The sequence below is a fragment of the Acidovorax sp. BL-A-41-H1 genome, from assembly GCF_051942715.1.
The window spans coordinates 720,025-743,165 of sequence record NZ_JBPVJQ010000006.1 but is presented as its reverse complement, the minus strand read 5'-3'; the positions used below and the strand labels follow the sequence as shown (position 1 = coordinate 743,165).

Genomic DNA, 23,141 nt, shown 5'->3' with positions numbered 1-23,141 from the left:
CAAAGCCCCTCTGGCGTCGTTGCGGCGCCTTGCCGTAGGGGCACTACTGTCTGCGGCGTTGACGCCTAGCCAGCGGAGCTTTGTGCAAACCCTCCGTCCCTGTCTGAAACCAAAAAAAGGAAGCCCGACATGAGCCTCAAGGAACAGATCACTGAAGACATGAAAACCGCCATGCGCGCCAAGGACAGCGAGCGCCTGGGCACCATCCGCCTGCTGCAGGCCGCGATGAAGCAAAAGGAAGTGGACGAGCGCATCGTGCTGGACGATGTGGCCGTGGTGGCCATCGTGGACAAGCTCATCAAGCAGCGCAAGGATTCGATCACCGCCTTTGAAGGCGCGGGCCGCCAGGACCTGGCCGACAAGGAAAAGGCCGAGATGGCGGTGCTGCAGGCCTACCTGCCCGAGCGCATGTCGGCGGAAGAAGCGCTGGCCGCCGTGAAGGCGATCGTGGCGGAGATCGGTGCTTCGGGCCCCGGCGACATGGGCAAGGTCATGGGCGTGGTCAAGACCCGCCTGGCGGGCAAGGCCGACATGGGCCAGGTGTCGGCAGCGGTGAAGGCTGCGCTGGCAGGCTGATCGGCCCTGCGGTCGCGCCCACGCTGCGGCCAGTATCGTTTTGATAGCTGCTTACGCTTGCAAGACGGGCGCTGGCAGCTATTTTTACTTCAAACCGACGCGTTTGCGCCGACACCGGTCTCAGCGCTGCGCGATGCCCACCCAGCGCAAAAATGCGCCTGCAGAAACTCCACGCACACCCGCACCTTGGCTGAGCGCTCCAGCCGCGTGGGGTACACCGCCCACACGTTGGCCTCCTGCTGCCACTGCGGCAGGACCTGCACCAGCCGCCCGGCCTGCAGGTGCGCGTCCACATCCCACAGCGAACGCAGTACCACGCCACGCCCGTCCACCGCCCACTGCACGGCCATTTCGCCGTTGTTGGCTGAGAGGGGGCCGCGCACCTTCACCGATGCTTCGTGCGCGCCGCTACGCAGGCGCCACACCCCAAACGGATGGTCGCGCTCCTTGATCACCAGGCAGTCGTGCGCGGCCAGGTCGGGGACCGTGCGCGGCGTGCCCTTGCGCTGCAGATAGGCGGGGGCGGCGCACAGCACACGGTGGTTGTCGGCCAAGCGGCGGGCGATGAGGTGCGGGGCAATGTCGTCGCCCACGCGCACATCCAGGTCAAACCCTTCGCCAGCCACGTCCACCAGCCGGTCAAACACCTCCAGCCGCACCTGGAGCCCCGGGTGCTGCTCCACCAGCGTGGACAGCGCGGGCGCCACGATCTGGCGGCCAAAGCCAAAGCTGCTGCTCACCCGCAGCAGCCCGCGCGGCACGCTGCGCGTCACAGCCACCTCTTGCAGCAACTGTTCCATGTCATCCTGGATGCGCTGCGCCCAGTGGAACACCCGCTCGCCCTCCTCCGTCACGGCCACGCGGCGGGTGGTGCGGTGCAGCAGCTTGACCTGCAGGTCCTGCTCCAGCAGGCGGATGCGCTTGCTTACGTAGGCCGGCGAGGTGCCCAGCTCTGCGGCGGCGCCGGCAAAGCTGGCCTTGCGTACCACCGCCGTGAACACGCGCAGGTCTTCAGCGGCAGGATTTTTATGCACGAAGTGTGAAGGATGAGGCCACGGCCAGCGCATTGTAGTTTTTGGCGGCGCTGGAACAATGTGCAGCAACGGCGTTGGCTGCATGGTGCAGTGGCGCTTTTTAAACCCTTCACGAGGCCTGCCATGACCCCATCTGCCCAACCCAAGCCCTTCCGCATCGCCCTCATCGCCGGAGACGGCATCGGCAAGGAGGTGATGCCCGAAGGCCTGCGTGCAGTGCAGGCCGCCGCAGGGCGCTTTGGCATTGCGCTGGAAACCACGGCCTTTGCATGGGCCAGTTGCGACTACTACGCCGCCCACGGACAAATGATGCCCGACGACTGGAAGGCGCAACTGTCGGGCATGGATGCGATCTTCTTCGGCGCCGTAGGCTGGCCCGCCACCGTGCCCGACCATGTGTCCCTGTGGGGCTCGCTGCTCAAGTTCCGGCGCGAGTTCGACCAGTACATCAACCTGCGCCCCGTGCGCTTGTTCGCGGGCGTGCCCTGCCCGCTGGCGGGACGCCAACCCGGCGACATCGATTACCTGGTGGTGCGCGAGAACACCGAAGGGGAGTACACGTCGGTCGGCGGCATCATGTACGAGGGCACCGACCGCGAAATCGTCATCCAGGAATCCGTCTACTCCCGCCACGGTGCCCACCGCCTCCTGAAGTTCGCCTTCGACCTGGCCCAAAGCCGCCCCAAGAAGCACGTCACCTTGGCCACCAAGAGCAACGGCATCGCCATCAGCATGCCCTGGTGGGACCAGCGCGCCGACGATGTCGCCCGGGGCTACCCCGAAGTGACGCTGGACAAGCAGCACATCGACATCCTCACCGCCCGCTTTGTGCTGCAGCCCGGGCGTTTTGACGTGGTAGCCGCCACCAACCTGTTTGGCGACATCCTCTCTGACTTGGGCCCGGCCACCACGGGCACCATCGGCCTGGCGCCCTCGGCCAACCTGAACCCCGAGCGCGCCTTCCCCAGCCTTTTCGAGCCGGTGCACGGCTCCGCGCCCGACATCTACGGCCAGAACATCGCCAACCCGATTGCCATGATCTGGTCGGGCGCGCTGATGCTGGACTTCCTGACCCACGGCCAGGGAGCAGGCCGCGCGGCCCACGATGCCATTGTCAAAGCGATTGAAGACGTGATCCAGAGCGGGCCGCGCACCCCAGACCTGGGCGGTACCGCCAGCACCACGCAGGTGGGCGAGGCGATCGCAGCGAGGGTGGCCGGGGTGTGAATCCATCGGCGTCGCCACTCCTTAATCGATAGCAACAGGTGCTTATTTGACCTGGGCTTCACGGCGATTTGGCCTTTAAGAGTGAAAACCGCTGCTTCCCTGGCCCCTGTGGCGGCAGGCCGCATATTCCAGTGCCACGGGCCGCCACCCAGGCGCCCAAGCGCTGTGTGATATACCATTGCGTATTTTTTGCGACCATACGGTTTAAATATGTCCACCTTGTTTTCCCCCGCCCGGCTGGCGTCATTGGCGCTGGCTGGCGCGGCCGTGGCCCTGCTGGCGGGTTGCTCCTCGACCCGCCCCCCTGATGGCATTCAAGCGGTGGCACCGTTCGAGCTGGCCCGCTATGAGGGCCGCTGGTACGAACAGGCCCGGCTGGACCACCGCTTTGAGCGCAACATGAACGATGTGAGCGCCACCTACCAGCGGCAGCCCGACGGCAGCGTGCGGGTGGTCAACCGCGGTTTTGACGAGGTCAAGAAAGAGTGGCGCGAGGCCGTGGGCAAGGCGCTGTTCACGGGCAGCCCACAAACCGCGTCCCTCAAGGTGTCGTTCTTCGGCCCCTTCTACGGCGGCTACCACGTGGCCGCGCTCGATGCCGACTACCGCTGGGCCATCGTGGTGGGGCCGGACCGCAGCTACTGCTGGATCCTCTCGCGCGACCGCCAGCTTGCGCCCGTCCTGCGCGAACAGCTCATTGCCCGCGTGGCGGCACTGGGCATCGATCCGCAGAACCTGATCTGGGTGAGCCAGCAACGTAAGGACCCGCAGCCATGACCCTCGCCAAGCCCCTTCCTGTGGCCGTGATCGGCGCCGGCCTCTCAGGCCTCTCGTGCGCGCACCGGCTGCTGGCCGCAGGCCACACCGTGCATGTGCTGGACAAGAGCCGCGGCCCGGCGGGCCGCATGAGCACCCGGCGCGCCGAGGACTCCACGGGCCCATGGCAGTGCGACCACGGTGCCCAGTACTTCACTGCGCGCGACCCCGCCTTTCGTGCCGAGGTGGCACGCTGGGAAGCCGCAGGGGCCGCGGCACGCTGGGACGCGCGCCTGGCCAGCTTTGATGGCACCGCCTGGTCCACCCCGCAAACCCCGCTGGAACGCTTCGTGGGCACGCCGCGCATGACCTCCCCGGCCGGCTGGCTTGCATCTCGCCTGGGCGACCACGGAACGCTGCAGTTGCAAGCCACCGTGCAACAGCTCGAACGCACCGCCGATGGCTGGGTCATCGCTTCTGCCGAGCACGGCCGGCACGCGCCCACCTACAGCGCGGTGGTACTGGCCATACCCGCACCCCAGGCCGCGCCACTGACAGCAGCGGTAGCGCCTGTAGCCGCCGCAGTGGCACGCAGCGCCCGCATGCGCGGCAGCTGGGCGGTGATGCTGCGCTTTGCCGCACCGGTGCCTCTGGCGTGGGATGGCGCCTTCATCAACGCCGGCCCGCTCCGGTGGGTGGCCCGCGACAGCAGCAAGCCGGGGCGGGAAGGCGAGGAAACCTGGCTGCTGCACGCCAGCCCCGAATGGAGCGAGGCCCACATCGAGGACGACGCCGCCGCAGTGACCCAGACACTGGTGGAGGCCTTCGTGGCCATCGGCGGACCATCGCCCGCCGCGGCCACAGCGCACCGCTGGCGCTATGCCGATACCGAGCCGCCGCTGACCATCGGCTGCTGGTGGGACGACGCCGCCCGACTGGGTCTGTGCGGCGACTGGCTGCACGGCGGCAAGGTCGAAGGCGCGTGGCTGAGCGGCCAGGCCGTGGCTGAACGGCTGCTTGCCACGGCAAGCTAGTACCACCCCCAGGCGATTCCCGGATGCGCAAGAAACACGACCTCCCCCAGAAAACTTGCCAGAGCTGCGGCCTGCCGTTCACCTGGCGCAAGAAGTGGAGCAAGGTGTGGGACGAGGTCAAGTACTGCTCGGACCGCTGCCGCTCTGAACGCAAGCGCACCGCCCCGGGCCAGCCATGAGCACGGTCATCTTCTGGTTCCGAAGCGACCTGCGCTTGCACGGCCAGCCTGCCCTGGCTGTGGCACTGCGCAGCGGCGCCACGCACCTGGTGCCCGTGGTGTGCCACCCGCCCGAGGCGGAATCCACCCCCTGGGGCTTCCCCCGGTGGGGTGTGCACCGTCGCGCCTTTGTGACGGCGGCCGTGCAGGCACTTGCCGACCGGTTGGCCGCCCTCGGTACGCCACTGGTCCAGTTGCAAGGCAGCGCCGCACAAGTGCTGCCCGCACTGGCCCGGTCCGTGGGCGCCACGCGGGTGGTGTGCGAGGACATCGCCGCCCCTTACGAGCAGGACGAGATCGCCGCGCTGCGCGCCGCCGGCCTGCAGGTGCGCACCGTGTGGCACAGCAGCCTGATCGACCCGGTAGCCCTGCCCTGGGGCACCCGCAACCTGCCCGATGTGTTCACCGCCTTTCGCAACGGGCTGGAGCGCAAGGGTGTGCAGCCGCCGCTGCCGCTGGCAGAACCGCCCCGGCTGCTGCCACCACCGCCGGGCATCGATGTACTGGCGGCATCCGGGCTGGCAACAGCCGGAGTGGAACCCGCAGCGCCCCGGTACGCCGCCGGTGCCACCGACGCGCGATCGTCCTTCCCGTACGGCCTGGCGGCATTCAATGGCAGCGAGACCGCGGCGCGTGCCCACCTGGCCCAGTACCTGGCCCGCAAGCTGCCGCACAGCTACAAGGCCACGCGCAACGGGTTGACCGGCATCGACTACTCCAGCAAGTTCTCGCCCTGGCTGGCCACTGGCGCGCTGTCGGCCCGCCAGGTGATGACTGAACTGCGCGCCTTCGAGCAGGCGCACGGCGCCAACGACGGCAGCTACTGGCTGTGGTTTGAGCTGCTGTGGCGCGACTACTTTCGCTTTCTGCACCTGCAGCACGGGCGCACGCTGTACCGCGCACGCGGCCTGGGCACCCTGCCACCGCCCACGCACAACCCGCTGGGCTTTGCACGCTGGTGCGAAGGCCGCACGGGCGAGCCCCTGGTCGACGCTGCCATGCGCGAGCTGGCTACCACCGGCTACCTCAGCAACCGCCTGCGCCAGATGGTGGCCAGCTACCTCATCCATGACCTGCAGGGCGACTGGCGCGCCGGCGCCGCGTGGTTTGAGGCGCAACTGGTGGACTACGACCCCTACAGCAACCAGGGCAACTGGCTGTACGTCGCCGGGCGCGGCACCGACCCACGGGGCGGCCGGCGGTTCAACCCGCAAAAGCAGGCGCAGGAGCACGATGCCGACGGCAGCTACCGCCACATGTGGGGCACGGCATGACGGCCGGAGGTACCGCAGTGCCTGCACCAGCCCACACGCTGCGCCTGCTGTTGGGCGACCAGCTCAACCCCCACCACAGCTGGTTTGCCACGCCGGACGATGGGGTGGTGTACGTGTTGATGGAGGTGCGGCAAGAGACGGACTACGTACTGCACCATGCGCAGAAGATCCTGGCCATCTTTGCCGCCATGCGTGACCTGGCGCGGCAGCTGCGCGAAGCGGGACACCGCGTGCGCTACGTGACCATCGACGACGCGAGCAACCGGCAGTCGATCCCTGCGAATCTGGAGGCGCTGATGGCGCACTACGCCGCCACACGGCTGCAATACCAGCAGCCCGACGAATGGCGGCTGGATGCTCAGCTGCGCGAATGGAGTGCGGCGCAGCCGTTTGCCGTGGACTGCGTTGACAGCGAGCATTTCTACACCACACGCACCGAGGTGGCCGAGCAGTTCAAGGGCCGCAAGCAGTGGCTGATGGAGAGCTTCTACCGCCGCATGCGCGCCCGCCACGCGGTGCTGATGGACGATGCAGGCGAGCCCGAGGGCGGGCAGTGGAACTTCGACCACGACAACCGCAAGCCCTGGCCGGGTACGCCCGCCCTGCCGCCGGATGCGCGGCCCATGCACGACCACAGCGCGCTGTGGGCCACCATCGAGGCCGCAGGCGTCAAGAGCTTTGGCAACCCGCACGCCGCGGCGTTGCGCTGGCCTCTCAACCGCGCCGAGGCGCTGGCGTGGCTCGACCACTTCATCGACACCACGCTGCCCGACTTTGGGGCGTACGAAGACGCCATGAGCACGCGCAGCGAGCGGCTGTTCCATTCACTGCTGTCATTTGCGCTCAACACCAAGATGCTGTGCCCGCACGAGGTGGTGCAGCGTGCCGAGGCCGCGTACCGGGCGGGCCACGCGCCGCTGGCGGCAGTGGAAGGCTTCATCCGGCAGATCCTGGGCTGGCGCGAATACGTGCGCGGCATCTACTGGGCGCAGATGCCAGGGTATGACGAGCGCAACGCGCTGGGCCACACCACGCCGCTGCCCGCGTGGTTCTGGACGGGCCAGACGCGCATGCGCTGCATGTCGCACGCGGTCGGCCAGTCGCTCGACGGGGCCTATGCCCACCACATTCAGCGGCTGATGGTGATCGGTAACTTTGCGCTGCTGGCCGGGCTCGACCCTGCGGCCGTGCACCACTGGTACCTGGGCGTCTACATCGACGCGTTTGAATGGGTGGAGTTGCCCAACACCCTGGGCATGAGCCAGTTTGCCGACGGCGGCCTGCTGGCGACCAAGCCGTATGTGAGCAGCGCAGCCTACATCGACCGCATGAGCGACTACTGCAAGGGCTGCGCGTACGACCGCAAGCAGCGCACGGGCGAGTCTGCCTGCCCCTTCAACGCGCTGTACTGGAATTTCTTTTTGCGCCACGAGGGCACGCTGGGCAAGAACGTGCGCATTGCCCTGGTGTACCGGCAGCTGCAGAAGATGCCGGAGGCCGACACGGCTGCCATCCGGGCCCAGGCGCAGCGGCTGCTGGGCCAGCTGGACGACCTCTGACGGAATGCGCAGCGCGCGCCTTGCCGGGCGCGGCCGCTGCGCAGAGTGGCTTTAGCTGCCCGCCACCTTCATGCGATTGACAAGGATGGAGCCCACCGTCTTGGCACCGTAGTTGTAGGCGTCTGCGCCCACGGCCTCGATGCCCTTGAGCATGTCCTTGAGGTTGCCGGCAATCGTGATCTCATGCACGGGGTAGGCAATGCGGCCGTTTTCCACCCAGAAGCCGCTGGCGCCGCGCGAGTAGTCGCCCGTGACGTAGTTCACGCCCTGCCCCATCAGCTCGACCACGAAGAGGCCCGTGCCCAGCTTTTGCAGCATGGCGTCCAGGTCGTCACCGGGCTGGGTGAGGCGCGAGGTCATGACCAGGTTGTGCGAGCCGCCGGCGTTGCCGGTGGTTTTCATGCCCAGCTTGCGCGCTGAATAGCTCGACAGGAAATAGCCCTCCACACGCCCGCCCTTGACCACCTTGCGCGGCGCCACGCGCACGCCCTCGTCGTCAAACGGCGAGCTGCCCTTGCCGCGCAGGATGAACGGGTCTTCCAGCACGTCGATGTGCTTGGGGAAGACCATCTTGCCCAGCGAATCGAGCAGGAAACTGCTCTTGCGGTACAGCGAGCCGCCGCTGACGGCCTGCACGAAGCCACCCAGCAGGCCTGCGGCCAGCGTCGATTCAAACAGCACCGGGCACTGCGTGGTGGGAATCTTGCGGCTGCCCAAACGGCTCAGGGCGCGCTGTGCGGCATAGCGGCCCACGGCCTGGGGTGAGGCCAGCTCGTCGGCATTGCGCATGGAGCTGTACCAGGCGTCGCGCTGCATCTCGGCGTTCTTGCCGGGCAGCGAGGCGATGGGCGCCACCGAAAAGCTGTGGCGCGAGCTGGCATAGCCGCCGCGAAAGCCACGCGTGTGGGCGCTGAAAAAGTGGCTCTGCTGGGCCGAGACGCCCGCACCTTCGCTGTTGGTGATGCGCCGGTGGGTCTTGAGCGCTGCCGCCTCGCACTCCATCGCGATACGGGCAGCGCCCTCGCTGTCAATGGCCCAGGGGTGGAACAGATCCAGGTCGCGGTGCGTCTCGGGCGGGGCGATGTCGTCGGCGTCGGGCAGGCCGGCCACAGGGTCTTCGGCAGTGAACCGGGCAATGTCGTAGGCCGCCTGCACCGTCTGCTCGATGGCGCGGGTCGAAAAGTCAGACGTGCTGGCGTTGCCCCGGCGCTGGCCGATGTAGACCGTGACGCCCAGCGACTTGTCGCGGTTGCGTTCCACGTTTTCCAGCTCACCCTTGCGCACGCTGACCGACAGGCCGCAGCCTTCGGAGGCCTCGGCCCCCGCATCGGTGGCGCCCAGCTTTTTGGCGTGCGCCAGGGCGCGGTCCACCAGTTCTTCAAAGAAGGGGCGGCTGTAGCTGAAGCCCTGTTCAGGCGCGTCGGACGGGGTGGTGCGGGCGGTCCCGGCAGCGTGGGCGCCGGCGGCGCGCACGGCGCCAATAGTGGGTTTGTTCATATCGGCAGCTATGATACTTGCCACTGCGGCGCACCCTGCGCCCGCCTCTCTTTGCCCCCACCCCATGTCACGCAAACCCAAAAAAGGCTACTTTGTGCGCGGCCAGTTCGTTGCCGAAGGCAGCGAACTGGACCTCCAGCTCAAGGCCGAACTCAAAGGCACGCCCGATGCCAGCCGCACCGACCTCAAGCGCGAGAGCGACGAGCTGCAGGACCTGGGCAAGGAGCTGCTGACGCTGCGCACCGACCTGTTCAACGCTGTGGGGCTGCCCGACAAGCTGGTGGATGCCCTGGCCGAAGCCAAGCGCATCACCAACTTTGAGGGCAAGCGCCGCCAGATGCAGTACGTGGGCAAGCTCATGCGCAAACTCGACCCCGAGGTGGTGCAGGCCGCCCGCCAGGCACTGGAGGAGCAGCACAAGGGCTCGGCCACCGAAAAGATGCAGCTGCACCTGGTCGAACACTGGCGCGACCGCCTGATTGCCAGCGACGACGCGCTGGCGCCCTGGATGGCCGAGCACCCCGATACCGATACCCAGCAGCTGCGCGCCCTGATCCGCCAGGCCCGCAAGGACGCGCAGCCTGCCGGCAAAGAGGCGAACGTGCAGGTCTCGCAGGGCCTGGCCCCGCGCAAGGGCCGCGCCTACCGCGAACTTTTCCAGCTGGTGCGCGAGCACCTGGGCGGCCCTGCAGCGGCCGATGACGACAGCACCGGTGCGGAGGACGAGTTCAATGACTGACCCGCAGGCAACCCAAAGCTTTGACGCCATCCGCATCGGCATCGTCTCGGTCAGCGACCGCGCCAGCACCGGCGTGTACGAAGACAAGGGCCTGCCTGCGCTGCAGGATTGGCTCACACGCGCGCTGCACAACCCCATCACCTTCGAGCCGCGCCTGATCCCCGACGAGCAGGACCGCATCAGCGCCACGCTGATCGAACTGGTGGACGCCGGATGCAACCTGGTGCTGACCACCGGCGGCACCGGGCCAGCCCTGCGCGACGTGACACCGGAGGCCACCCTCGCCGTGGCACACAAGGAAATGCCCGGCTTTGGCGAGCAGATGCGCCAGATCAGCCTGAAGTTCGTACCCACGGCCATCCTCTCGCGCCAGGTGGCGGTGGTGCGTGGCCAGAGCCTGATCATCAACCTGCCAGGCCAGCCCAAGGCGATTGCCGAGACGCTGGAAGGCCTGAAGGACGCTGACGGCAAGCAGGTCGTGCCGGGCATCTTTGCGGCCGTGCCCTACTGCGTCGACCTGATCGGCGGGCCCTACATGGAAACGCGGGACGAGGTGTGCAAGGCGTTTAGGCCGAAGAACGCGGTGCGGGCTCCCAGGCCATAAGGACCGTCTTTTAGCCTCCCCTCTGCGCGATAAGATCGCCCCCCAAAACATGAGAGGGAGGGTTGAATGATCTACATAATTCAGCTTTTTGCGGTCGCCTGCCTGGTGTGGGTGCTGTGGCAGAACCGGCAACAAAAGAAGCTGCAAGACGCCTTGGTCAAGCCGTTGCGGGGGAAGCGCTTTTGGCGTATTCACCTGGCAAGGCCCAGCTACCACCAGCGCTTCTGGCGTTTTTCTCCTGTCGAGGCCACCGGTGCCCTGATCGACGAGGACGACAAGATCCGCTTTTTGGGGTTTCGGCTCAGCAATAAACAGAGCATCGACATAGTCCTGAACAAAAGCGACGTCACGATCCAATGGCTGGGTCGCCAGATGTCCAAGGGACCTTTTTACTGGGCTGAATGCGTCAGTCCGCAAGGGAGCCTGCTCTTTTGCGCGGACAACCGAAACGTCCTGGAGTCGCGGTCAGCACTGCGCGACATGCTGGCTGGCGCCTTCCCTGCGCTCGAGTTCGACGAAGAAAAAACCGCCGATTTCGCGCTGGAAAAAAGCCCGCGCAGCGTTGCCACGATTGTGGCGTTCTTCGGCCTGTTCTTCTTCAGCATGATCGACTCCTTCGCGATCAACCGCTACGAGCTGACCGACGCCCAGATTGCATCCCTGATCTTCAGCCCCCCGGTGATGGCCGCCGCATTGCTCGCCACCGGCACCCTCGGGTTCGTGACCTTTCAATGGCTGCGCCGTGGCAGTGTCCCATCCATGGAATCCTGGGGGCTGGTCGCGCTGCTGATGCCCGCTCTCCTGGGAGCGGCCTTGCCGGGTGCCAAACGGGTCGACCAGTGGCTGGCCGGTGCGCCTTCGCAAGAGTACCGATACCGCATCGTGGCAGTCGCACGGCTGGAGCCCGTCGACCCCGCGCTGGGACTGCCGGTGATGCGTTTCCCACGGGGCAAGGACTACTGGCAACAGTTCCCGGTGGGCAGCGAATACGCCATCCCGTTTCTCCACGGCCCCATGGGCCTGTGGCAACTGGACCACGAACTGTTCGATCCGCCGCTGCGCAAGTTCTACGAACAAAAGAAATAGCGGCTGCAGCGGGGGCATGCAACGAGTCGGGGCGACACACCGCAGCCCGCTGCTACTTCCCCACCAGCTCGTTGAGCCTGCCCGCTTCGAACTGCTCCTTGAGCGCCGCGTCGCAGGGCACGCAGTCCTTGTTCTGCGGGTTGGCAGACAGCTTTTCGATGGCCTGCCACAGCAGCGCAATCTGGTGCTCCTGCGACGACGCGTTGTCGATCAGGCCGCGCATGGCCTGCGACAGCGGGTCGTCTTCCTGCGTGATGCCGTAGGCCGTGAACTTGCGGGCCTGCTGGGGCTCGGTCACGTCGGCGCTTTCGCCGGCCTTGGACGGGATGATGCGCGCCGGGATGCCGACGGCCGTGGCACCCGGGGGCACGGGCTTGATGACCACGGCGTTGCTGCCGATCTTCGCGCCGTCACCCACTTCAAAGCCGCCCAGCACCTTTGCGCCAGCACTGACCACCACGTCCTTGCCCAGCGTGGGGTGGCGCTTGGCGCCCTTGTACAGCGAGGTGCCGCCCAGCGTGACGCCTTGGTAAATGGTGCAGCCATCACCGATCTCGGCCGTCTCGCCCACCACCACACCCATAGCGTGGTCGAAGAAAACGCGTTCGCCGATCTTTGCGCCGGGGTGGATCTCGATACCGGTGAACCAGCGCGCAAAGTGCGATGTGAAGCGGCCCAGCCACTTGAACCCGTTGTTCCAGAACCAGTGCGCCGGGCGGTGCAGCCAGATGGCGTGCAGGCCCGGGTAGCAGGTGATCACCTCCCACGTGCTGCGGGCAGCAGGATCGCGGTCGAGGATGCACTGGATATCGGAACGCAGGCGATCGAACATGGGCGGTTTCTTTTTCTCGTGGGGCTGGCAGTCTAGCGTTTTGCCTCTGCGGCCTCGATCATGGCTTTGGCGACACCGCGCAGGATGTGGATTTCCTCGGGGGCGAGCTGCGCCCGGTTGAAAAGCTGGTTAAGGCGCGGCATGAGCTTCTTGGGTGCGGCGGGGTCGAGAAAGCCGATCTGCGTCAGGGCCTGTTCCCAGTGGGCCAGCATGCCGGCCACCTGGGCGGCGTCGGCGGCGAGGCGGGCTGGCGCGGCATCAGGCACCGCAAAGCTGCCCAGCGCCTGGCGCCATTCGTAGGCGATGACCTGGATGGCGGCACCCAGGTTGAGCGACCCGAAGCCCGGGTTGGTCGGAATAGACAGTGCCACGTGGCATCGGTAAACATCCTCATTGGCCATGCCAAAGCGCTCCGAGCCAAACAGGAAGGCGACGCCGGCCTGCACACGCGGCAAATCTTCGTGATTCTCTGGATTTTTGGTGTTTTCGGCCTGCAGTCCAGCATTCATAATGCCTGACCGCTCTCTTTTTAATAGCATCTCGAAATGCTGGCGGGGAGCGCTGGTGGGCGGGCCGAAGTCGCGCGGGGTCATGGCGGTGGCGCAAAGGTGGCTCATCCCGTCCAGCGCTTCGTCCAGGGTGGCGACGATGCGTGCGTTCTCCAGCACATCCAGGGCGCCGCTGGCACGCTGGATGGTTTCCTCGCGCCGCAGCACGTTGGGCCAGCGGGGGGCCACCAGCACCAGGTCATCAAAGCCCATGGTTTTCATCGCGCGCGCGGCAGCGCCTACGTTGCCGGCGTGGCTGGTGTTGATCAGGATGAATCGGGTCTTCATGGACGGGGCAATCAATGGGGAAAGCGCTGCAGCTAGGTGAAAACGCGCACTACAGGTAAAATTTCGCCCTCATTGTCGCCGCCCGCATCGCCGGGCGTGCCGATCCGCTCCTGATTTGCAGCGCGCCCCGTTTTGCGGTGCGCTGCGTAACACCACAACCGAATGTCGTCCAACCTGCACCCCATGCTTAACGTGGCCATCAAGGCCGCACGCGCCGCCGGCGCCATCATCAACCGCGCGGCCCTTGACGTGGAATCGGTGCGGATCTCGCAAAAGCAGATCAACGACTTCGTGACCGAAGTGGACCACGCGTCCGAAAAAGTCATCATCGAGACGCTGCTCACGGCCTACCCCGGCCACGGCATCCTGGCCGAAGAGTCGGGCAAGGAATACGGCGCCAAGGATTCGGAATTCGTCTGGATCATCGACCCGCTGGACGGCACCACCAATTTTATCCACGGCTTTCCCGTGTACTGCGTCAGCATCGCGCTGGCCGTCAAGGGCAAGGTCGAGCAGGCCGTGGTGTACGACCCCACCCGCAACGACCTGTTCACCGCCACCAAGGGCCGCGGCGCCTACCTGAACGAGCGCCGCATCCGCGTGAGCAAGCGCACCCAGCTCAAGGACTGCCTGATCTCCACCGGCTTCCCCTTCCGCCCGGGCGACAACTTCAAGAGCTATCTGAACATGATGGCCGACGTGATGCAGCGCACCGCCGGCCTGCGCCGCCCCGGCGCTGCCGCGCTGGACCTGGCCTACGTGGCTGCGGGCTATACCGATGGTTTCTTTGAGACCGGCCTGTCCATCTGGGACGTGGCTGCCGGTTCGCTGCTGGTGACCGAAGCCGGTGGCCTGGTGGGCAACTTCACGGGCGAGGCAGACTTTCTGGAGCAACGCGAATGCCTGGCGGGCAGCCCGCGCATCTATGGCCAGCTGGTGCCTATCCTGGGCAAGTACAGCAAGTTCGCGAGCGCGGGTGACAAGGCCGCCGTGCGCCAGGCCGCGCAGGTTGCCGATCCCGACGCATCCACTGCAGATGCGGCCGACGATGCCGCAAACACGGAAGCGGAGGCACCCACCGCCACCCCTGGCAACGCAGCAGCAACACCGTCAGCCAGCAAGGACGACAGCGCGCCGTTCTGACATCGACCCCATTGCGCTGGCGCGCCCGTCAAGCGCGACCAGCAGCGCAGCCGGGCCGCGCGCAACAGCGTGTCATGCCGGGCCCTGGATGGCGCCTGCGGTCAGGACGGGTCGGGATACTTTTCGGCAATCTTGCGGAAATCTTCTGCAAGGTCCACAAAGGCATCGACCATGTCGGGGTCGAAGTGCGTGCCCTTGCCGCGGATGATGGTGTTGCAGGCCTGGTCGTGCGAGAAAGCGGGCTTGTACACCCGCTTGCTGATGAGCGCGTCGTACACATCCGCCACCGCCATCAGCCTGGCTGATACCGGGATGGCATCACCCGCCAGCCCTAGCGGGTAGCCCGTGCCATCCCACTTTTCCTGGTGGCTGTAGGCGATCTCCTTGGACACGCTCAGAAACGCCACCCGCATGCCCAGGCGGCGCTCGGCGTCTTCGATGGCGTCGCGCCCCAGCGTGGTGTGGGTCTTCATCACCTCGAACTCTTCCACCGTCAGCTTGCCGGGTTTCAGGAGGATGCTGTCGGGTATGCCGATCTTTCCGATGTCATGCAGCGGCGCCGACTTGTACAGCAGGTCGATCATCCGGTCGTTCAGGAGATGCTCGAAGCGGGGATGGTGCCGCAGCCGCTCGGCCAGCGCCTTCACGTACAGCTGTGTGCGGCGAATGTGGTTGCCGGTCTCGTTGTCACGGGTTTCGGCCAGCGAGGTCATCGCCATGATGGTCACGTCCTGGATCGCCTGCACCTCCAGGGTGCGCATCGCCACTTCGCGCTCCAGATAGGCACTCTTGTCGCGCAGGAAGTCTGCTGTGGCCTTGAGCGCAAGGTGGGTGTTCACACGCGCGAGCAGGATGGGCGGGCTGATGGGTTTGGTGATGTAGTCCACCGCCCCCAGTGCGAGGCCAGCGCGCTCGTCGTCAGTGTCGGAGCGCGCCGTGAGGAAGATCACCGGGATGTTGCGCGTGGCGGCGTTGTCCTTGAGCTGACGGCACACCTCGTAGCCGTCGAGCCCGGGCATCACGATGTCCAGGAGGATCAGGTCCGGCTGCGGGGCCGATTGCGCGATGCGCAGCGCCTTTTCGCCGCTGTTGGCCACCTTCACCGTGTAGTGCTCCTTGAGGAGCGTTCCCATCAGCGTCAGGTTGTCGGGCGTGTCGTCCACCACCAGGATCGTGGCAATGGGCTTGTCGACCAAGCTAGCCTGACTGGAAGCAAAAGGCGCGTTGTCCATGGGAGTGTCCTGCGTGTTTCAGGGGGGCGGCTCGTCGGGCGGCAGCATGTCCAGAGCCAGATCGAAATCAAAGTTGAGGATGTGCGTCTCGACCCTGTCGAAGGCGCTTCCCATCAAACTTGCCAGCACCGGGATATTGTGCTGAAAAAACTCCGTGGCAGCGGGGTCGTCCTGCGCAAGCAGTGCACGCAGGTGGGTCAATACTTCGGCCGGATCTGCCACGGCCTGCTCGTTGGCAGGCAGCACCGCGACCGCGGCCGCGTCCAGGCCAGCGGCCTGCGCCTGCCACTCGTGCAGTCCTGCAAGCAATGGCTCCAGCGCTGCCGCAAGCGCCTCCAGGAGCGGCACCGCAGTGGTTGCCCCGCCGCGCAGGGCGGCTTCCACGGCCTGGGCGCGCTCGGACACGGCTTGCGCGCCGATGTTCGCGGCGACGGAACGCAAGGTATGCGCCAGCCGCTCTGCCAGTGCCGTGTCCTGTTCGGCCAGCGCCTGCTGCAGGCGCGCTACGACGTCTGCCTGGCCGCTGGCGAACCGGCACAGCAATTGCAGATACAGCGCAGGGTTGCCCAACGCGCGCTGCTGACCCAGCATGGTGTCGAGCCCGGGCACGACAGGAAGGCTGACCTGCGGCGCTGCTTGCGCTGCGTCGGCACGGATGTCATCGCGGGCACCCGTATGCACTGCCGGGCCCGCCAGCAACTGCCCCAGGCCCGGCCTGGGGCGTATCCAGCGGGCGAGCGCCGCCCACAGCGCAGCCGGCTCTATGGGCTTGGCCACGTGGTCGTTCATGCCCGCAGCAAAGCAGCGCTGGCGGTCTGCTTCCATCGCGTTGGCGGTCATGGCGATGATGGGGAGCTGCGCATGGCGCGGGTCCGCGCGCAGGGCGCGCGTTGCGGCCTCGCCATCCATCACCGGCATCTGCATGTCCATCAGCACCAGGTCGTAGTGCTTGCGATCTGCAAGGTCGATGGCCACCTGCCCGTTCTCGGCTACATCGACCGCAAAGCCTGCGTCGTGCAAAAGCTCCACCGCCACCATCTGGTTGAGTTCGTTGTCCTCCACCAGCAGCACATGGGCGCCGCGCAGCTCCAGCGGCAGTTGGTCCGCCGCAGGCGGGGCCGCAGCCGCGCTCGCGGCAGACCCGATGGAGTGCTCGCTGGGCTGCATGAGCGTGTCGAATAGCAGTGATGCGTTGACGGGCTTGATGAGCACCGTCTCGATGCCTTGAGCCCGCGCCGCCCGCATCACGTCCTCACGGCCATAGGCGGTGACCATGAGCATCTGCGGCACCCGCTCCATGCCCAGCGCACGGATGTGGCCCGCCAGTTCGACCCCGTCCATGCCCGGCATGTGCCAGTCCAGCAGCAGCAACCCGAAGTGCCGGCCCTGCGCCATCGATTCGCGCAGGCGGCTCAGCGCCTGCAGGCCGGAGTGCGCCTGCTCGACGATGAAGCCCATGGACTGGAGCATGTCTGACAGCACCGTGGCCGCGGTGTGGTTGTCGTCCACCACCAGCACCCGCTGACCGCGCAGGTCGGGCGGAGGCACCAGCTGGCGCGCGGGCGCGCCGCGTTGCAGGGGAACCGTGAGGAAAAAGGTGGAGCCCCGCCCCGGGGTACTGTGCACACCCACCTCTCCGTGCATGAGCTCCGCCAGGCTCTTGCAGATGGCCAGGCCCAGGCCGGTGCCACCGTAGCGGCGCGTGGTCGAGGTATCGGCCTGCTGGAAGCTCTGAAAGAGCCGGCCAATCTGCTCGGTGCTGAGCCCGATGCCTGTGTCGCGCACCTCAAAGCGCAGTACCACCGTGTCGCCCAGGTCATCGTGCAGGCGCACCGCAATGCTGATCTCACCCTGCTCGGTGAACTTGATGGCGTTGTTGGCGTAGTTGATCAGGATCTGTCCCAACCGCAACGAGTCCCCCACCAGGTTGGGGGGCACATCGGCGCCCACATCGCACACCAGCTCCAGGCCTTTGGCACCGGCCTTGTAGCCCACCACATCGCTCACGCTCTCCAGCATGCGGTCAAGCACGAACGGCCGGTTCTCGACCTCCAGCTTGCCGGCCTCGATCTTGGAAAAGTCGAGGATGTCGTTGATGACGCCCAGCAGGTGTTGCCCGGCCTGCTGGATCTTGCTCACATAGTCGTGCTGGCGCGGGCTCAGGCCCGAGCGCAGCGCCAGGTGCGACATGCCGATGATGGCGTTCATGGGCGTGCGGATTTCGTGGCTCATATTGGCCAGGAAGGTCGACTTGAGGGCCGTGGACTCTTCGGCAAGCTCCTTGGCCCGGCGCAGTTCCTGCTCGGCCTCCTGGCGGTCCGAGATGTCCACGAAAGTGCCGATGGCGCCGCCCGGCGAGCCATCGGCCCGCGAAAACCCATGCAGCCAGAAAAGCGTGTGGTGGGTCTTGCCGTCTGCGTACGGCAGATCCACCACCTTGTGCACCGATCTCTCTCCCTGCAACGCCTCGCGTGCATCCGCGTCGAAACGGGCGCGGTCTTGCTCCGACAGGTAGTCGAGGTCGAGCACGGTCTTGCCGATGAGCTCTTCGCGCCGGATGCCAAAGGCCTGCTCGTACGCCCGGTTGAAGCCCAGGTAACGGCCATCGGCGTCCTTGTAGAAAAGCGGCACCGGCACGGCATCGATCAATGCCTGCTGGAAATCGAGTTGCTCAGCCACCTTGGCCTCCAGCAACTTCTGGTCGTGGATATCGACGTTGACGCCCACCACGCGCACGGCACGCCCGGCATCGTCGCGGAAGATCCGTGCCGCAGACAGGAACCATGGCACCGAGCCGTCAGGCCGCACGATACGCCATGAATCACGCACATAGCTGCCGGTACCGGCGATGGCCTGCGCGATGTGCTGCACGGCCCGTTCCCGATCCTCTGGATGCAGGCGATCGGCCCAGTCGCTGGTGCTGCGCACCTGGGTGCCCGGCGGCAGGCCGAACATGGCAATCAGCTTGTCGCTCCACAGAACGGTGTCCGATACAGGGTCGACATCGAACACACCGATTTTCCCGGCCTCCTGCGCTATTTCAAGACGCTCGCTCGCTCGCCGCACCGCCAGCTCCGCTGCACGCTGCTCGGTCACGTCCTCGATCACCCAGATGGACGCCAGCCCCACACCCTCCATCTTGAGCGTGCGGCCGGCCAGGCGCGCCTCGAACTGGCTGCCATCGAGCCGGTAAAGCGTGGCGCTTTCCCGTACGGCGCGCCGGGCTGCCAAGCGAGCGGCCGCCTGCGCCAGAAACTGCTCGGCACGGCCGGCCCCGCCCAGCAGCCGCGAGACCTCCATACCCTGCAGCTGCGGTGCAGTGCCACCCATCAGCTCCATGAAGGCAGGGTTGAATTGCCGGAACCGTCCGTCGCATACGAGCAAGATGGGGGGCGCGTTGTCAAAGATCGCCGTCTGCTGCTCCAGCAGTTCATTGAGCAGAAGCTCGCGCCGCTGCAGTTCCTCCTGCGCACGGATGCGCTCGGTCACGTCCTCATGCAGGCCCACGATGCCGATGCGCCTGCCGCGCCAGTCCAGCACCGCCGACAGCGTCGCTTCATCGTGGTAGACGCTGCCATCCTTGCGGCGATTGACGAACTGGCCGCGCCACGACTGCCGAGACAGCAGCGCCGACCACATGGCCTGGTAGGTGTGTGCCGGGGTCTGGCCACTGGAGACGATGGAAGGCTTGTGGCCGCGCACCTCAGCCAGCGTGTAGCCCGTATTGCGCTCGTATTGCGGGTTCACCCAGTCGATCAGGCCGTCGCCGTTGGTGATCACGACGGAGACCGGGCTGTTCTCCAGCGCCGCGCCCAGCAGCCGAAAGCGCTCGCGGGCATCGCGCACACGCAGGCGGCTTCCCACCAGGTCCAGCAGCAAAAGCCCCAGCAGGCACAGCGCCACAAAAGCGCCAGCGCCCCACCACAGCCGGTGGGTCAGCGGCATCAGGGCGCTGATGTCGTCCAGCATGACCAGCTGCCATTGACCGCCGGGATCGTTCCAGTCCAGTGCGCGGCGGTCTACCGCGTAGGGCACACCGTTTAAAACTGCCTCATCCGCATCGGGCTCAAAAGGCAGCGCCGACGCAAGGCCGTTGTCGAAGTGGCTGCCGAACTGTCTCGACGCACGAATGGCATCGATGCGTGCCTGCGTGAGCGGGGGCGCCACGGCAAACTCCCAGTCGGTGCGCGTGGCGGCAAAGGCCACCCCCTGCGGCGAAAGCAGCAATGTGGTGAACCCCGAGCGCTTGAGCAGCAGGTCGACGGTGTCGAAACTTGCCTTGAACATCACCACGCCAATGATGCTGCCCGATGGGGTTTCGCCTTCATACAGCGGCGCCGCGTAGTACAGCCCGCGCTCGCGCGAAGTGCTGCCCACCGCTGCATACACGCTGATGGCGCCGTTGATGGCCTGCTGGAAATAAGGCCTGAACGCCAGATTGCGGCCTGTGGACCGCTCGCCCGCCGTCTCGTGGGCCATCACCGTGCCATCGGCCGCAATCACATACACGCCGCTGACCAGAAACCGCCCCCGCGCCACTGCCAGCCGGGATAACACGCGCGAGTCGTCCTGCGCGAGGCGGCCACGCGCAATGTCCTTGAGGAGCGGCTCGCTCAACCCCAGCAGCGACACCGCGCCCAGGATGCGGTCCCCCGTGGTGTGGCTGACCAGGGCGTCGGTCGTTTCCCGCAGCAGCGCTGCCCGGGCTTCGGCACGGTCAGCAGCACGCCCGTGCGCCACAGCCTGCACCACAAGCCAGGCTCCCAGCAACGACATGGCCGCCACGATGAGCAGCAACCGAAGGCCCGAAGGCCCGTGCCGGGCGCGCAACCCGTCCACCAGAAAACCCGACTCGACCGCGCCAATCTTGTCCATGGGATCAGCCATTCACCCTGCCACACGCAAGGCGCGGTGATGCGTGCAAAGAGGCGCTAGGCAACCGGGCGCAGGATGGCATCAATGTCCTCCGCGGGGGCGGGCCTGCCAAAGAGGTAGCCCTGGAAGCCCTCGCAGCCATGCAGCCGCAGGAAGGCCAGCTGCCCGGTGGTTTCCACACCTTCGGCCACCACGTCCAGGTCCATGCTGCGGGCCAGCGCCAGAATCGTGCGCACGATGGCCGCATCGTTGGGGTCGGCCAGCACGTCACGCACGAAGCCCTGGTCGATCTTGACCTGGTCCAGCGGCAGTCGCTTGAGGTAACTCAGCGACGAGTAGCCCGTACCGAAATCGTCCAGCGAAAAACCGACGCCTTCGCTCTTGAGCTGCGCCATGCGTGAGATGGTGTCCTCAATGTCCCCGAGCAACAGGCTCTCGGTCAGCTCCAGCTTGAGTTTTTCGGGTGGTACCTGGTGGTCCCGCAGCGCCTGCAACACCTCGGATACAAAACCCGGCTGGCGGAACTGCCGCGCGCTCACGTTGACCGATACGGACAGGTGCGAAGTCTCCGCGTGCTGGCCCCACTTGTGCAACTGGGCACAGGCAGCGTGCAGCACGAACCGCCCCAGGGGCAGGATGAGCCCGGTCTGCTCGGCCAGCGGAATGAAGTCGGCCGGGCTGATCATGCCGCGCTGCGGGTGCCGCCATCGCACCAGTGCCTCGGCCCCCAGATACAGCGCATGGTGGTTGACCACCGGCTGGTAATGGACGAGCAGCTCGCCACGCGCCAGGCCCTGGCGCAGGTCGGCTTCCAGGTTGGAGCGCGCGTTAACGGCCGCCTGCATGTCGGGGTCGAAAAAGCGCTGTGTGTTACGCCCGGCAGCCTTGGCCTGGTACATCGCCAGGTCAGCCCGCTTGAGCAGTTCGTCCACCGACAGGCGTTCGTCGCCAAACAGCGTGATGCCGATGCTCGGGGTGCTGTAGTGCTGGCCGCCATCGAGTTCAAAGGGCTGATTCAGGCTGGCCAGCAGCTTCTCGGCCACCACTTCGGCCTGGGTGGCGGCACCTGCCAGCTCGGGGGCCAGGGCCTCCAGCATGACCACGAATTCATCGCCGCCGAAGCGTGCCACCGTGTCGGCCTCGCGCACGCTTCCCACCAGGCGCGCGGCCACCTGCGCCAGCAGCTGGTCGCCCATGTCGTGCCCGAGGGTGTCGTTCAGGTCCTTGAAGTTGTCGAGGTCGATGAACAGCAAGGCACCGAGGTTGCGCGTGCGCTGGCAGGCGGCGACGGCGCGCTGCAGACGGTCCAGCAGCAGCCTTCGGTTGGGGAGCCCGGTGAGCGCATCAAAGAACGCCAGCCGCTCGATCTCATGCTCGGCGCGCTTGCGGTCGGTGATGTCCATCGTGAAGCCGTGCGACACCACGGCGCCGTCGGCCTCGCGGTGGGGAATGGCATTGGTCATATGCCAGCGCACGCTGCCATCGGGCATGCGCACGCGGTACTCGCACTGCCAGGGCACCAGCTTGCGCACCGAGGCCATGGCCGAACGTTGCACATGCGGCAGATCTTCGGGCAGCACGCGGCGGAGCAGCACGCCGTGGTCGGCCGTCACCTCACTCGGCTCGACCCCCATGAACTCGCGCACTGCATCACTGATGTATTGCACGCTGACGGGCTGGCCAGGACGCGATCGGTACTCGTAGATGAAACCGGGGATGCGGCTGGCAATGCGCCGGATGAACAGCAGCTGCTCCCGCAGCTGCTCGGCGGCGCGGTGCTCTTCAGTCACATCCTGCACCACCCCCATCACCGACCGCACGCCTTCGCGTGCCAGTGCGCGGCTCACACGCGAGCGCATCCACCGGATCTGACCGTCTGGGCGGCGCCAGCGGTACTCCACGTCGGTGCTGCCCCCGGCGTGCGACGCGGCGTCAAATGCCTTGCGGTCTTCCGGCAGGATGCCGCTCACGGCATGGGCCGGGTCCAGCCATTCCTGCCGCTCGAACCCGGCGATCTCGCACAGGCCGGGCGACCACAGCAAGACCGTTTCTCCCGGGTCTTCGATACGGCGCCAGTGGCCGGTTCGGGCCATGCTCTCCATGGTGTGGAACACCTCGGTCTGCTCGCGCAGCTCGCGCCGCGAATCCTCCAGCGCACGCTCGGCAGCGGCCAGGGATGCGCGCAAGGTCTCGGCCTCGGTCGCGTCGCGCACGGTGACCACGATGCAGTCGCTGGTGACACGGCGGGCCGAAAGATCCCAGGCCAGCAACAAGCGGCCGGGCTCGCGGGCCACCTGGCGGCAATCCAGCGGAACGCCCACGCGCACCACGCCCATCAGCTGCTCGAGCAGGGGGGTATCGGCAAGCAGATCAAAGACCTCGGCAGCGTCGGCGCCCGGATTGCGCACGGCCCCAAGGCCCGGCATGCGCCGCGCGGCAGCATTGGCAGCCAGCAGCATCAGGCGCCCGTGCTGCAGACGGAACTCCACCAGCGCCACCGGAACGGCATCCATCAGCGCCTGCAGGCGCGCCCTCGCCATGGGCTCGATCGGCCCCTCGCCAAAGGGAGCCAGTAGGTCGGTCAGCAGTTCGGACGAGATCACGGTCGCTCTGAAGCCT

The 23,141-nt window shown here is 66.6% G+C and carries 18 protein-coding genes; 11 read left to right on the top strand and 7 right to left on the bottom strand.

Features of this window, described 5'->3' with window-relative positions:
- The first annotated feature begins 129 nt into the window (after positions 1-129).
- On the top strand, positions 130-576 hold the full coding sequence (locus ACTPOI_RS16595; RefSeq protein ID WP_440110754.1) for a GatB/YqeY domain-containing protein: 447 nt from the start codon (positions 130-132) through the stop codon (positions 574-576).
- 89 nt (positions 577-665) lie between these two features.
- Here the strand turns inward: ACTPOI_RS16595 and ACTPOI_RS16590 are convergent, their stop codons facing one another.
- On the bottom strand, positions 666-1,610 hold the full coding sequence (locus ACTPOI_RS16590; RefSeq protein WP_440110752.1) for a LysR substrate-binding domain-containing protein: 945 nt from the start codon (positions 1,608-1,610) through the stop codon (positions 666-668).
- A gap of 123 nt (positions 1,611-1,733) precedes the next feature.
- Between ACTPOI_RS16590 and ACTPOI_RS16585 the strand changes: the two genes are divergently transcribed.
- From ACTPOI_RS16585 to ACTPOI_RS16560, 6 genes are all read left to right on the top strand, one after another.
- The gene (locus ACTPOI_RS16585) at positions 1,734-2,837 is read left to right on the top strand and encodes a tartrate dehydrogenase (protein WP_440110750.1); all 1,104 of its coding nucleotides are present in this window, start codon (positions 1,734-1,736) and stop codon (positions 2,835-2,837) included.
- Positions 2,838-3,047: 210 nt separating this feature from the next.
- Positions 3,048-3,614, top strand: a complete 567-nt coding sequence (locus ACTPOI_RS16580) for a lipocalin family protein (RefSeq protein WP_440110748.1) — start codon at positions 3,048-3,050, stop codon at positions 3,612-3,614.
- The gene (locus ACTPOI_RS16575; protein WP_440110746.1) at positions 3,611-4,627 is read left to right on the top strand and encodes an NAD(P)/FAD-dependent oxidoreductase; all 1,017 of its coding nucleotides are present in this window, start codon (positions 3,611-3,613) and stop codon (positions 4,625-4,627) included. The genes ACTPOI_RS16580 and ACTPOI_RS16575 overlap by 4 nt, the downstream gene beginning before the upstream one ends.
- Positions 4,628-4,650: 23 nt before the next feature.
- A complete protein-coding gene (locus ACTPOI_RS16570) occupies positions 4,651-4,806 on the top strand; it encodes a DUF2256 domain-containing protein (RefSeq protein WP_291517524.1) in 156 nt (51 codons plus the stop codon).
- Complete coding sequence (locus ACTPOI_RS16565; RefSeq protein ID WP_440110744.1) at positions 4,803-6,119, top strand: DASH family cryptochrome; 1,317 nt, start codon at positions 4,803-4,805, stop codon at positions 6,117-6,119. Before ACTPOI_RS16570 ends, ACTPOI_RS16565 begins: the two co-directional genes overlap by 4 nt.
- Positions 6,116-7,678, top strand: coding sequence for a cryptochrome/photolyase family protein (locus ACTPOI_RS16560; protein ID WP_440110742.1), 1,563 nt, complete (start codon positions 6,116-6,118; stop codon positions 7,676-7,678). Before ACTPOI_RS16565 ends, ACTPOI_RS16560 begins: the two co-directional genes overlap by 4 nt.
- A gap of 51 nt (positions 7,679-7,729) precedes the next feature.
- On the opposite strand, the gene pmbA is transcribed toward ACTPOI_RS16560, so the two are convergent.
- Positions 7,730-9,175, bottom strand: coding sequence for a metalloprotease PmbA (pmbA, locus tag ACTPOI_RS16555; RefSeq protein WP_440110740.1), 1,446 nt, complete (start codon positions 9,173-9,175; stop codon positions 7,730-7,732).
- A 64-nt stretch (positions 9,176-9,239) separates the two neighbouring features.
- Between pmbA and yjgA the strand changes: the two genes are divergently transcribed.
- The 3 genes from yjgA (at position 9,240) to ACTPOI_RS16540 (ending at position 11,604) form a co-directional block, all read left to right on the top strand.
- Positions 9,240-9,914: a ribosome biogenesis factor YjgA gene (gene yjgA / locus ACTPOI_RS16550; RefSeq protein WP_440110738.1), complete on the top strand. Its 675-nt coding sequence runs from the start codon at positions 9,240-9,242 to the stop codon at positions 9,912-9,914.
- On the top strand, positions 9,907-10,518 hold the full coding sequence (gene mog, locus ACTPOI_RS16545; RefSeq protein WP_440110736.1) for a molybdopterin adenylyltransferase: 612 nt from the start codon (positions 9,907-9,909) through the stop codon (positions 10,516-10,518). Before yjgA ends, mog begins: the two co-directional genes overlap by 8 nt.
- A gap of 111 nt (positions 10,519-10,629) precedes the next feature.
- A complete protein-coding gene (locus ACTPOI_RS16540; RefSeq protein WP_440110734.1) occupies positions 10,630-11,604 on the top strand; it encodes a hypothetical protein in 975 nt (324 codons plus the stop codon).
- Between the two features lie 52 nt (positions 11,605-11,656).
- Here the strand turns inward: ACTPOI_RS16540 and cysE are convergent, their stop codons facing one another.
- Both cysE and ACTPOI_RS16530 read right to left on the bottom strand, forming a co-directional pair.
- A complete protein-coding gene (gene cysE, locus ACTPOI_RS16535; protein ID WP_440110732.1) occupies positions 11,657-12,436 on the bottom strand; it encodes a serine O-acetyltransferase in 780 nt (259 codons plus the stop codon).
- Positions 12,437-12,468: 32 nt separating this feature from the next.
- Entirely contained in the window at positions 12,469-13,272 is an 804-nt protein-coding gene (locus tag ACTPOI_RS16530) for an RNA methyltransferase (RefSeq protein ID WP_440110730.1), read from the bottom strand.
- A gap of 162 nt (positions 13,273-13,434) precedes the next feature.
- Between ACTPOI_RS16530 and ACTPOI_RS16525 the strand changes: the two genes are divergently transcribed.
- Positions 13,435-14,415: an inositol monophosphatase family protein gene (locus tag ACTPOI_RS16525; protein ID WP_440110728.1), complete on the top strand. Its 981-nt coding sequence runs from the start codon at positions 13,435-13,437 to the stop codon at positions 14,413-14,415.
- Between the two features lie 101 nt (positions 14,416-14,516).
- On the opposite strand, the gene ACTPOI_RS16520 is transcribed toward ACTPOI_RS16525, so the two are convergent.
- From ACTPOI_RS16520 to ACTPOI_RS16510, 3 genes are read right to left on the bottom strand one after another with little or no spacing between them, the layout of a single operon-like run.
- Positions 14,517-15,647, bottom strand: a complete 1,131-nt coding sequence (locus ACTPOI_RS16520) for a response regulator (RefSeq protein WP_440110726.1) — start codon at positions 15,645-15,647, stop codon at positions 14,517-14,519.
- Positions 15,648-15,665: 18 nt separating this feature from the next.
- Positions 15,666-20,522: a PAS domain S-box protein gene (locus tag ACTPOI_RS16515; protein ID WP_440110724.1), complete on the bottom strand. Its 4,857-nt coding sequence runs from the start codon at positions 20,520-20,522 to the stop codon at positions 15,666-15,668.
- Between the two features lie 56 nt (positions 20,523-20,578).
- Entirely contained in the window at positions 20,579-23,125 is a 2,547-nt protein-coding gene (locus ACTPOI_RS16510) for a putative bifunctional diguanylate cyclase/phosphodiesterase (RefSeq protein WP_440110722.1), read from the bottom strand.
- Positions 23,126-23,141: the final 16 nt, after the last annotated feature.